The organism is Xenorhabdus entomophaga (assembly GCF_037996725.1).
Lineage (GTDB): Bacteria > Pseudomonadota > Gammaproteobacteria > Enterobacterales > Enterobacteriaceae > Xenorhabdus > Xenorhabdus khoisanae.
The window spans coordinates 1-12232 of record NZ_JBBMXH010000008.1; the positions used below are offsets into that span (position 1 = coordinate 1).

10 protein-coding genes, 1 rRNA gene and 2 pseudogenes are annotated in these 12232 nt (G+C 46.3%); 5 read left to right on the forward strand and 8 right to left on the reverse strand.

All coding sequences use genetic code 11. The annotated features are described in order from the left end of the window. A 16S ribosomal RNA gene (locus AAC854_RS02610) occupies positions 1-585 on the reverse strand; the annotation flags it as partial. A 595-nt stretch (positions 586-1180) separates the two neighbouring features. Between AAC854_RS02610 and purH the strand changes: the two genes are divergently transcribed. Together purH and purD are read left to right on the forward strand one after the other, a co-directional pair. Beyond that, the gene (gene purH / locus AAC854_RS02615; protein WP_340615775.1) at positions 1181-2770 is read left to right on the forward strand and encodes a bifunctional phosphoribosylaminoimidazolecarboxamide formyltransferase/IMP cyclohydrolase; all 1590 of its coding nucleotides are present in this window, start codon (positions 1181-1183) and stop codon (positions 2768-2770) included. A 39-nt stretch (positions 2771-2809) separates the two neighbouring features. Continuing rightward, positions 2810-4093, forward strand: a complete 1284-nt coding sequence (gene purD / locus AAC854_RS02620; protein WP_340615776.1) for a phosphoribosylamine--glycine ligase — start codon at positions 2810-2812, stop codon at positions 4091-4093. 20 nt (positions 4094-4113) lie between these two features. Here the strand turns inward: purD and AAC854_RS02625 are convergent, their stop codons facing one another. The 5 genes from AAC854_RS02625 to hemE all read right to left on the reverse strand — a co-directional run bounded on the left by AAC854_RS02625 (position 4114) and on the right by hemE (position 7704). Further along, a complete protein-coding gene (locus AAC854_RS02625) occupies positions 4114-4773 on the reverse strand; it encodes a DUF1481 domain-containing protein (protein ID WP_340615777.1) in 660 nt (219 codons plus the stop codon). Between the two features lie 44 nt (positions 4774-4817). Then, positions 4818-5090 carry a nucleoid-associated protein HU-alpha gene (gene hupA / locus AAC854_RS02630; protein WP_010848914.1) on the reverse strand — a complete coding sequence of 91 codons (273 nt, stop codon included), beginning with the start codon at positions 5088-5090 and terminating at the stop codon, positions 4818-4820. 185 nt (positions 5091-5275) lie between these two features. After that, positions 5276-5866 carry a YjaG family protein gene (locus AAC854_RS02635; RefSeq protein ID WP_340615778.1) on the reverse strand — a complete coding sequence of 197 codons (591 nt, stop codon included), beginning with the start codon at positions 5864-5866 and terminating at the stop codon, positions 5276-5278. A 76-nt stretch (positions 5867-5942) separates the two neighbouring features. Next, entirely contained in the window at positions 5943-6620 is a 678-nt protein-coding gene (gene nfi, locus AAC854_RS02640; RefSeq protein WP_340615779.1) for a deoxyribonuclease V, read from the reverse strand. Between the two features lie 19 nt (positions 6621-6639). Next, positions 6640-7704, reverse strand: coding sequence for a uroporphyrinogen decarboxylase (hemE, locus tag AAC854_RS02645; protein ID WP_187654737.1), 1065 nt, complete (start codon positions 7702-7704; stop codon positions 6640-6642). A gap of 122 nt (positions 7705-7826) precedes the next feature. Here hemE and AAC854_RS02650 point away from each other — a divergent pair. Continuing rightward, positions 7827-8012: pseudogene (locus AAC854_RS02650) on the forward strand (hypothetical protein); the annotation flags it as partial. Between the two features lie 97 nt (positions 8013-8109). Then, a complete protein-coding gene (gene dcp / locus AAC854_RS02655) occupies positions 8110-10317 on the forward strand; it encodes a peptidyl-dipeptidase Dcp (protein ID WP_340615780.1) in 2208 nt (735 codons plus the stop codon). Positions 10318-10404: 87 nt separating this feature from the next. Here dcp and nudC read toward each other — a convergent pair whose 3' ends face one another. Beyond that, a complete protein-coding gene (nudC, locus tag AAC854_RS02660; protein WP_340615819.1) occupies positions 10405-11178 on the reverse strand; it encodes an NAD(+) diphosphatase in 774 nt (257 codons plus the stop codon). 156 nt (positions 11179-11334) lie between these two features. Here nudC and AAC854_RS02665 point away from each other — a divergent pair, with 156 nt between their 5' ends. Continuing rightward, a complete protein-coding gene (locus tag AAC854_RS02665; RefSeq protein ID WP_340615781.1) occupies positions 11335-12006 on the forward strand; it encodes an HAD family hydrolase in 672 nt (223 codons plus the stop codon). Between the two features lie 34 nt (positions 12007-12040). Here AAC854_RS02665 and AAC854_RS02670 read toward each other — a convergent pair. Further along, positions 12041-12162: pseudogene (locus AAC854_RS02670) on the reverse strand (IS1 family transposase); the annotation flags it as partial. Between the last annotated feature and the right edge of the window lie 70 nt (positions 12163-12232).

Below are 12232 nucleotides of genomic sequence, written 5' to 3' on the forward strand. Positions count from 1 at the left end.
CCTGCGTGCGCTTTACGCCCAGTAATTCCGATTAACGCTTGCACCCTCCGTATTACCGCGGCTGCTGGCACGGAGTTAGCCGGTGCTTCTTCTGTGGGTAACGTCAATCGTGAAGCCTATTCAACTTCACGCCTTCCTCCCCACTGAAAGTACTTTACAACCCGAAGGCCTTCTTCATACACGCGGCATGGCTGCATCAGGCTTGCGCCCATTGTGCAATATTCCCCACTGCTGCCTCCCGTAGGAGTCTGGGCCGTGTCTCAGTCCCAGTGTGGCTGGTCATCCTCTCAGACCAGCTAGGGATCGTCGCCTAGGTGGGCCGTTACCCCGCCTACTAGCTAATCCCATCTGGGTTCATCCGATGGCGTGAGGCCCGAAGGTCCCCCACTTTGCTCCAAAGAGGTTATGCGGTATTAGCCACCGTTTCCAGTGGTTATCCCCCTCCATCGGGCAGATCCCCAGACATTACTCACCCGTCCGCCGCTCGCCGGCAAAGAAGCAAGCTTCTTCCCGCTGCCGCTCGACTTGCATGTGTTAGGCCTGCCGCCAGCGTTCAATCTGAGCCATGATCAAACTCTTCAATTAAAGGTTTGATGCTCAAAGAATTAAACTGTTGTTAGTTCGTAATGAATTAACTGTTCAGTCACTCTTCAAGACTTAATATCTTTTTTCGCCTTTCGGCGGAGATAGTGTCCTGCGAGTGCCCACACAGATTGTCTGATTAATTTGTTAAAGAGCGTTGGCAACCGGAATCAATCTCCCGTGTTGCGAGGCTGCGTATCTTACGCTTTTCGCCTCCGGAGTCAAGCGTTTATTTTCGCTTTTCTCCCCCTTTCCTCAGCGGCCTGTGTCAGCTCAGCGTCGGTCAGTGGTGGCGCATTATAGGGAGTTTTACGGCGCTGACAATAGTTTTTTTCGAAAAATATTATCGTTTGCTGCATTACACAGCAAAATACCACCTTATACCAATTTACGCACAAACTTATCCACAATTGGATATTTTGTTAAAATTTGTCGGGCATCACGCAAACGTTTGCGCTACAATCTGCGAAGTAAAAATCGCCACATGATTTTTTCAAATTGTTTTGAAATGTTATTGCAGAAGCCATTTTTTCTATGAAGTCAGTGGTTTTTTCTCAATAGCACATTCTTGTTTTACGAAATTCAAGGGATCACACCAATGCAACAGCTTCGTCCAATCCGTCGTGCCCTGCTGAGTGTTTCTGACAAAGCGGGGATTATTGAATTTGCCAAAGCCTTATCCAGTCGCGGTGTCGAACTGCTTTCAACAGGGGGTACTGCTCGTCTGCTGGCCGAAGCCGGGCTAAATGTCACTGAGGTTTCGGACTATACAGGCTTCCCCGAAATGATGGATGGACGGGTTAAAACACTTCATCCCAAAGTTCATGGCGGCATTCTGGGCCGACGCGGGCAAGATGATGAAATGATGGAGCAACATCAAATTTCTCCGATTGATATGGTCGTCGTTAATCTTTATCCCTTCGCACAAACTGTCGCGAAACCAAATTGCTCTCTGGAAGATGCCGTAGAAAATATCGATATAGGTGGTCCAACTATGGTTCGGTCTGCCGCTAAGAACCACAAGGATGTAGCGATTGTTGTTAACAGTCAGGATTACGACAAAATTATCGAGGAAATGGATAACCATCAAAACTCGCTGACACAGGCCACCCGTTTTGATCTAGCCATTAAGGCATTTGAGCATACAGCCGCTTATGACAGTATGATCGCCAATTACTTCGGTAAACTGGTTCCTCCTTATTATGGCGAGATAAGCCAGCCATCAGGGCGATTCCCTCGCACGTTAAATCTGAACTTCATTAAAAAGCAGGATATGCGTTATGGCGAAAACAGCCATCAGGATGCAGCCTTCTATATAGAAGAACAAATTACTGAGGCTTCAATTGCAACGGCGATCCAGTTACAAGGCAAAGCCCTCTCTTATAATAATATTGCGGATACCGATGCCGCGCTGGAATGTGTAAAAGCTTTCGCCGAGCCAGCCTGTGTGATTGTAAAACATGCCAACCCTTGTGGTGTTGCAATGGGCACCGATATTCATGCCGCTTATGATCACGCCTTTAAAACCGACCCTACTTCCGCGTTTGGTGGCATCATTGCGTTTAATCGTGAATTAGGTGCAGTTACAGCACAAGCCATCATTGAGCGACAATTTGTTGAAGTCATTATTGCTCCTTCTATTAATAAAGCAGCCCTGCCAATACTGGCAACTAAATCAAACGTTCGCGTTTTGGTGTGCGGTGAATGGCATTCACCCGTGGCAGGTTTAGATTTCAAGCGTGTCAACGGTGGTTTGCTTGTTCAGGATCGCGATCTGGGCATGGTCGCAAAAGATGATCTGCGGGTTGTATCCAAACGCCAACCCACAGAACAAGAGATACAGGATGCCCTGTTTTGCTGGAAAGTGGCGAAGTTCGTCAAATCCAATGCTATTGTTTATGCCAAGAACAATATGACAATTGGCATTGGTGCCGGACAGATGAGCCGTGTTTACTCAGCCAAAATTGCAGGCATTAAAGCAGCCGATGAAGGGTTGGAAGTTCAGGGCTGTGTTATGGCATCAGATGCCTTTTTCCCATTCCGTGACGGTATTGATGCCGCCGCCGCAGTGGGTGTGAGCTGTGTTATTCAACCCGGAGGTTCTATCCGTGACGATGAAGTCATTGCGGCTGCCGACGAACATGGCATCGCGATGATTTTCACTGGCATGCGTCATTTCCGCCATTAATAAATTTCACCTTATATTCTTTATATATAGAGGGCTCAGATGAACATCTTGATTATTGGCAGTGGCGGAAGAGAACATGCACTCGCCTGGAAAGCGGCACAGTCACCTTTGGCGAATAAGATCTATGTTGCACCGGGTAACGCGGGCACTGCGCTGGAAACTAATCTGGAAAATGTAGATATTGCGGCAACAGATATTGATGGGCTACTTGCGTTTGCCCAGAATCATAATATTGATCTGACCATCGTGGGGCCTGAGGCTCCGCTCGTTATCGGCGTGGTGGATGCTTTCCTGCAAGCTGGGCTAACGATTTTCGGTCCGACAAAAGCAGCCGCTCAACTGGAAGGTTCCAAAGCTTTCACCAAAGATTTTCTCCATCGCCATCGTATCCCCACGGCAGCCTATCAAAACTTTACAGAAGTTGAGCCTGCTCTGGCCTATTTAGAAAAAATGGGCACACCTATTGTTATTAAAGCGGATGGTCTGGCCGCGGGTAAGGGTGTCGTCGTCGCCATGACGATGGAAGAAGCACAAAGCGCGGTTAAGGATATGTTGGCAGGTAATGTATTTGGTGATGCAGGGCACCGTATCGTTATCGAAGAATTTCTGGATGGAGAAGAAGCCAGCTTTATTGTCATGGTAGATGGCAATAACGTGGTTCCTATGGCAACCAGTCAGGATCACAAGCGTGTCGGTGACGGTGATACCGGGCCAAATACCGGCGGCATGGGCGCTTACTCGCCTGCTCCTGTGGTAACGGATGAGCTCCACCAGCGCATTATGGAAAAAATCATTCACCCTACAGTTAAAGGAATGGCAGCCGAAGGCCATACCTACGTTGGTTTTCTCTATGCCGGGTTGATAATTGATAAACAAGGAGAACCCAAAGTGATCGAATTTAACTGTCGCTTTGGTGATCCTGAAACCCAGCCTATTATGATGCGTTTGAATTCTGATTTAGTCGAACTGTGTTTTGCCGGAGCGAAAGGCCAGTTAAGTGGGAAAACATCCACATGGGACCCTCGTCCTGCGTTGGGTGTCGTATTGGCGGCGGGAGGCTATCCGGCCAATTATGCCAAAGGTGATGTTATCAGCGGGTTAGCTCAGGAAACGAATGCTGATGAAAAAGTCTTTCATGCAGGCACCGCATTTAAGGATGAAAATGTTATCACTGCGGGTGGGCGTGTTTTATGTGTTACTGCATTAGGTGACGATATTGCGGACGCACAGAAAAAAGCTTATCTGAGAGCAGAGCGAATTAATTGGGAAGGATGTTTTTACCGTAAAGATATTGGCTACCGAGCCATTGCCCGTTTGAAATAAACCAATTAAGCTGGCGGAAGTTACAGCTTATCTTCCGTCGGTTCCCAACGACAAAAATCATCATTAGCCACCAATAACAACTGTTTTCCTGCCGGCGAATCCAGCCACGCAATAGTCAATGGGCCAGAACTGTTGTTTTGCCTTTCTTCAATCCATCTCTGATCATGAGGCTCAAACTCAACGAGTAATTGTTTTCCAGCACAGGTGGTAACTCTGCCATACTGCCAATGTCCCTGTAATAGCTTAATATCTCCTGCAATTAAGGTATCACTGGTTTCCTCTATCTGCCTGGCATCAAACCGCAGGCGAGCCATATCATCGGCGGAAAGTGGTTCATTATGTTTTTCTGATTGCCGCAGATTAAAAATGACCGAGTTATTTTGATCGATACGCAATGTTTCTGCAATCGGAGGGTTATCAAGCACATTGCGACGAATCTGCCACAAGTTGCCATAACGATATTCATAAAAAGTAACAACAGTATTGTTATTACGATAAGGACTGTAAACACTCATGATAACCTGAGGTTTACTGTTTTGATCATTCAGACGCCATAAACGGATGGCACCCTCGTCGGTTGTAAAACCACTGGCATTGAAAAGAGGAGTGTTTGATTGAATCGAACAGGCGCTGAGCAAAGAGATGAACCCTAATGCAAACAGCCCCTGTAGAATCAACAAAAGGGGCTTTGAACTTCCCCCTCTTATCTTATTTCGCAATGCAATTACTTAACTGCGTCTTTCAATGCTTTACCAGCGGAGAAAGCAGGTACGTTTGCTGCTGCAATTTTAATTTCTTTACCAGTTTGTGGGTTACGGCCAGTACGTTCCGCACGGTGGTTAACTTTGAAAGTACCAAAGCCTACCAGCTGCACTGCATCACCATTTTTCAGAGATTCAGTGATTGCATTCAAAGTTGATTCCAGAGCTGCTTTAGCCTGAGTTTTAGTCAGATCTGCACCTGCTGCAATTGCATCAACTAATTCGGTCTTATTCATAGATTATCCTTACAGTGTGTTTATCGTTTGCAAAGCATCGAGTGCGACGGATATGCCGATTTGACAGCACCCCTGCATACACGCACCGATAGCCACTTCTTTTCGCCCCCCAATGTAGAACAGAGTGAGGGCAAATGTGAAGCCTTTAAATACGGCAAATCAAGCATTAAGTCACGTTTTATGTGTTACTGCTCCAAATTTATGCCGATGTTGCTAACCCCCGCTTCACGGAGATCAGCCTTTAATCCTTTAATCAATTCGATGTCCCGTTCTTCGCAATTTGCCAATAAACGGAAAATCTCCCATTGAATATCCCATTCTTCTTCAATGGCAGGTAATACTTTTAACTCATCCTCAGTCATTTCCTTACCAGCCTGCGTCATTTCCAACATGGCAACAGTACGGATGGATATCTCACTGGCTGCTATTGCATGTTCTAACGTCGAGCCACTCAGACGAGAATGAATTACTTCACTCAATGCAATGCACGCATCAATCGCTGGATACACACCATAAATATCATAATTTTCTGATGATGGAATAATGGCTTCTAATTTTTCCAGCTGACTATCAAAATTCACTTTTGCATCTTTGACGACCAAGATTTCCCACACTAAATCCAAAATGCGGCGATATTGTGCGGGGTCGGCAAACCCACTCTGGTGACAAAACACCTGATAATTTGGATACATTCGCTCACATAGACTAGCCATAAAAGTCAAATGTTGCCAACTTTCGAGTTTCTCCAACCTCAGATGGATCGGGTTTCTTAACATTGGTCGTTACTCATGATGCCTAATTTGCGTCGAAGTTTACCTGAAAATCAAGAATATCCACACATTTCCGCCGCAATTATAGATTTTTCTGCATTGTTTGCTTAAAAAATGGTCTATTTGAGGCGATCCCATCCGCCCAACGGGTCGGTTCAGGCAGTCTATACCCCTTCAAACAATGCTCAACCCAAAAAATCGCGCTATCAATACTGACCTTATGCCCGATGGAAATATAGAGTGGGTTACATCTTTTTTTGCTTTGTAATACAACCCCAATCTGTTCGCCATGATCCATCAATGGCTGGCGACTTCCCGGAAGTTCTCCTACCGGAGCATGTTCACCACACAAACGGCTTTTTGCCACACCAATTGTCGGAACATCGACCAATACCCCAAAATGACTGGCAACCCCAAAACGTCGGGGATGGGCAATACCCTGACCATCCACCATAAGCAAATCAGGCCGCAGGCTTAATTTTTGCCATGCAGCCATCAATGCAGGATATTCACGAAATGAGAGTAAACCCGGGATATAGGGAAGTACCGTATCAATTCTTGCGATTTGGTATTCGACTAATTCTAGCGAGGGGTATCGCAAAATCGCGATCGCGGCACGGGTTACCGTGCCATCTTTTTCAAAGCCAACATCAGCACCCGCAATGAACTCTGGCGTAAAAGAGGCAGAAAAAACATCATGACGGATAACCTGCCGTGATTTTTCTACCTGTTCCTGACGAAGTGCCTTTGTATTAATCATACTGTTATTACTAATATCGTTATTGATGATATTTTGCTGAAAGTCGGTGTACGGCTTCGACAAATGCACCGGCATGTTCTGGTGGAACATCTTGATGAATGCCATGCCCCAAGTTGAAAACATGCCCACTGCCTACACCAAAATCTTGCAATATTGTCGAAACTTCTTCTTCAATTCTGGCGGGTTGCGCATACAGCATGGATGGGTCCATATTGCCCTGCAAGGCAACCTTATCTCCGACACGACGACGAGCATCAGAAATATTCGTTGTCCAATCCAAACCAAGTGCATCACACCCTGTTGCCGCCATTGCTTCAAGCCATTGCCCTCCCCCTTTGGTAAACAGGGTCACAGGCACACGGCGGCCTTCATGTTCGCGGATCAGTCCATCAACAATTTTATGCATATACTGGAGGGAGAATTCCAAATAATCGCGATGAGATAAAACGCCACCCCAAGTATCAAAAATCATGACAGATTGGGCTCCCGCCCTTATTTGCGCGTTCAGATATAGAATAACGCTGTTTGCCAATTTATCCAGTAACAGATGTAATGTAGCAGGCTCGGCATACATCATGGCCTTGATCTTAGTGAACGCCTTACTGCTTCCGCCTTCAACCATATAGGTTGCCAATGTCCACGGGCTGCCAGAAAAGCCGATGAGCGGAACTTGTCCTGCCAACGCCTTGCGGATCGCACGAACGGCATCCATCACATAACCCAGTTCCATTTCTGGATCGGGTACAGGCAGTTTTTCCACATCGGCATGATTCATAATCGGGGAGTGAAAACGCGGCCCCTCACCCGTTTCAAAATAAAGCCCCAGCCCCATCGCATCGGGAATCGTCAAAATATCAGAAAACAGGATTGCCGCATCCAGTGGAAAACGGCGCAAGGGTTGAAGTGTGACTTCGCAAGCTAATTCGGTATTTTTGCATAACGAGATGAAATCTCCCGCTTCCTGACGTGTCGCTTTATATTCAGGCAAATATCGGCCAGCCTGGCGCATCATCCATACCGGTGTGACATCGACAGGCTGACGTAATAAGGCACGCAGATAGCGGTCGTTTTTCAACGCATTCATGACAAGCTCCCTTGATTATCAACAAAAAGCGCCCGCATGATAACACGTCGGAAGCCGAACTTCCGTCGTGACCACCAATAAATAAACGTCAAGCACCCATCCCCCAAAACGAACGACGTCAGATGAAAAAATTTATGTACAGAGTCACAAAACCCGGAACAAGAACTATGCACACTGGCTCATCGCTCTCATTATGTTACATTCATGTAACACATGCGTTACATGAAGGCAATGCCGTTTCTCACGTTGCCATAACCCTTCATTGTTTGCGCTCTTCAATTAATCGTTGGATGAATTGGTTTACGTTAGTTAATTGACTGTAGTCAATTGGCTGTATCAAAGCGCTTATGAAGTCATTTTCATTGATAAATAACCTATTAGACCTACATGGAGGAGTTTCTATTGATGCGTTTATCCACTTTAGTACTGGCTATTGGCTTAGCACTAGGCACTCAGGTGCAGGCCGAAGAAAATAAACCGGGATCTGACCATACGAACCTCTCAAGTGCTCAGGTAAAGGAGATGAGTGTGACTGGTGAAGCTAATCAACAGCAATACAAGAACAAAAACCCTTTCTTCTATCCGAGTGTACTACCGTTCCAGACTCCTCCGTTCGATAAGATAAAAGAAACAGACTATGCACCCGCGATTGCTGCCGGTATTAAACAGAAACTGAAAGAAGTAGAACAGATCGCCAATAATCCTGCCACGCCTGACTTTGAAAATACATTTGTCGCGCTGGAGAAATCGGGCGCAACGTTGACACGAGTGATGAACGTATTTGGGGCGATGACGTCAGCTAATACCACTGATAGACTGCAAAAACTGGATGAGGAAATTGCACCAAAGCTGGCGGCGATGAATGATGAAATTATGCTGAACAGTAAACTGTTCAACCGTATCAAAGCCATTTACCAGCAACGCGGGACGTTGAATCTGGATCCGGAATCGCGCCGATTGGTGGAGGTGACTTATCAAAGTTTCGAGTTAGCGGGAGCCAACTTGTCTGATGCGGATAAAGCCAAACTAAAGGCTTTGAATCAGGAAGCTGCCACACTCAGTACCCAGTTTACCAACAAACTGCTGGCAGCAACCAAAAATGGCGCACTGGCGATTCAGGATAAAGCCAGACTGAACGGTCTGTCCGATGGCGAAATTGCTGCGGCGGCGCAGGCTGCCAGTGAGCGTAAGCTAGACAAACAATGGCTGTTGGTATTGCAAAACACCACCCAGCAGCCGAACCTGCAAAGCCTGAAAGATCGCAATACGCGTAAAGCATTATTTGAGGCATCGTGGACCCGGGCCGAAAAAGGTGACGATAATGACACGCGTCAAACCCTGACCCGGTTAGCGAAGATCCGTGCTGAGCAGGCTAAGCTGCTGGGCTTCCCGGATTACGCATCGTGGAAACTGCAAAATCAGATGGCAAAAACGCCTAAAGCCGCGTTGAAATTTTTGCGTGATATTGTACCGGCGGCAACAGCACGCGCTGAGCGCGAGGCCAAAGACATTCAAGCGGTGATTGACCAGCAAAAAGGGGGCTTCGAGCTGGAGGCCTGGGATTGGCCGTTTTATGCCGAACAGGTACGCAAGGCAAAATATGATTTAGATGAATCACAGATTAAGCCGTATTTCGAGCTGAATAACGTCCTGAATAATGGCGTGTTCTATGCCGCCAATCTGCTGTATGGCATTACCTTTAAAGAGCGCAAAGACATCCCTGTTTATCAACCCGACGTCCGCGTGTATGAGGTTTTCGATAAAGACGGGAAGCCATTGGCGTTGTTTTATACCGATTACTTTAAGCGCGACAACAAAAGTGGTGGAGCCTGGATGAGTAATTTTGTCGATCAGTCAAAGCTCACCGGAACCAAACCGGTGATTTACAACGTCGCCAACTTTACCAAACCTGCGCCGGGCCAACCTGCACTATTGTCGTATGATGACGTGATCACAATCTTCCATGAATTTGGGCATGCCTTGCACGGCATGTTTGCCGATCAGGAATATCCGAGCCTGTCCGGCACCAATACCGCCCGTGACTTTGTGGAATTCCCATCGCAATTTAATGAGTATTGGGCGCGTGATCCCAAGGTGTTTGCCCATTACGCCAAGCATTACCAAACCAATGAGGCAATGCCACAGGCGTTGGTGGATAAGATCAATAAGGCTGACAAATTCAACAAAGGTTATAGCATGACCGAGCTGCTGTCAGCCGCGTTGTTGGATATGCACTGGCATATGCTGACCGCTGATCAGCCACAGCAAGACGTGGATAAGTTTGAAGCCGGGTCTCTGCAACAAGACAACATCTATATCAGCTACGTGCCGCCGCGCTATCGTTCCAGCTACTTCAAACACATTTGGGGTGGCGGTTATGCTGCCGGTTATTATGCTTATCTGTGGACCGAAATGCTGGCAGATGATGCTTTTGCCTGGTTTACCGAACACGGAGGCCTGACACCCGAGAATGGCCAACGTTTCCGCGATAAGGTGTTGTCACGTGGTAATAGTGAAGACTTGGAAAATCTATATATCAACTGGCGCGGTAAGCCACCAAGTATTGAATCTATGCTGAAAAACCGGGGCCTGAAGGAACAAAAACAGCCTTAATCTGCCACTGAACCTTAAGTGCTTGAGAGTTACCCGCTTTGGTAAGGTAGCTCTCATTTTTATACATAACTCATTGATCAATTAACATCACTGCTGACGACATAACGCCACAGTATCCTCGATCAAACGGCGAGCAATTGTATCAGGAGGTGGAATCAAAGGAAGTTTATCGTAGCGATACCAATCTGCACTGACTAATTCAACGGGGTCATGATTGATTTCACCGCTATCATAATCAGCTAAAAACCCCGTCATTAATGAATTCGGGAAAGGCCACGGCTGGGAAGCAACATAACGCAAGTTCCGGATTTTAATGCCACTCTCTTCCATCACTTCACGATGGACAGCTTCTTCCAGCGTTTCCCCCACTTCAACAAATCCGGCAAGTACGGTATGAATACCATTACTACGGTGACGCTGGTGTTGTGCCAACAAAATATGGTCATCACGACGGATACCCACGATAATACTGGGTGCAATTTGTGGATAATAACGCTCTTCGCAATGGCTGCATAAACAGGCCCATTCGTATTGGCTATGCTGCATTTCATGCCCACAATAACCGCAATAACGGTGCGAACGATAAAATTCAGCCAATTGGACGCCGCGCCCTACCATCTGAAATAATTTGGCATCCCGATCAGCAATTAAACGGGGAGAAGACATATTTGAAGTCATTCTATGGCGAATCAGCCAAACCGTTTCCCCCTGCCACTCGCCGATAGACCGCGCCATATGGCCTTGCAATAACCACTGATTAGCCGTTCCTGATGGTAACACTCCCTGTGGTAGCCAAACCTGATTCTCAAGACTGACAATCCACCAGCCCCGTTCTGTACCTGTCAGTTTTTGTTGCGTCATTTGTCTCTGTTCCGTCATGGGTTGTGTGATTATTTCCATCATATGTTGTTCAAAATCAACACGAATAAAGCATACTCCTTTTTATCTTATTTCGTCTTTAATCTTGTTATATTAACTCTTCCTCTCAACACTGGCCTTAAACCAGGGATTACAAAAATGGCAAAACAAATCGCTGTATTTGATTTGGACGAGACACTGATTGGTGGGGATTCCGCCCAGCTCTGGACAAAATATCTATGGGAAAACGAGATCATTACCGATCCTCGTTTTATAGAAGCCGATCAGAAAATGATATCTGATTACTGTGCGGGAAAGCTGGATATGCAGGAATATCTGGCAGCCAGTTTACAAGCACTTAAACACATTCCTTCAGAGCAAATCGATATCTGGTTAACCGATTTTGTGGAAACCAAAATCAAACCTATTTTTTATCCCGCCGCTCAAAAACAACTGGATATTTACCGGCAACAGAACATCCCTGTCATTATTATCTCTGCGACGGTTTCTTTCGTGGTCAAGAAAATCACGTCAGCCTTTGGCATACAGACAGCCATGGGCATTGATATGGTGATGAAAGAAGGTTGCTATACGGGTGAGATTCACGGAATACCGACCTTCCGTGAAGGCAAAGTTGCCCGCTTGCAGCAATGGCTCGAAGAACAGAACTTATCACCGGAGCATATTTCATTTTATACCGATTCCATTAATGACCTGCCGATGTGTTTATTTGCTGATGAGGTATTTACCATCAACGCAGATAAAAAATTGCAGGCAGAAGCTGAAATACAGGGTTGGAAACAGTTGAATTGGGAATTATATTCCCGATAGATTTCCGGGTCATGCTTCCAATAGTTAGATCACCCTATAAGCAATAGAATTTTCTTTCAAAAAAATACCGATAACTTTATTGTGCATTTCTTCTGATTTGGAATAACCCAGCGTTTTTCGGTTCAGTCTTTTTATCCGGATACGGTTAGTGAGATCAAGCTCCAGATGCGGGAACTGATTGGGGACTACAACAGCAACTAAGGGTAGGGAGTAAGCGGCGCTTAAA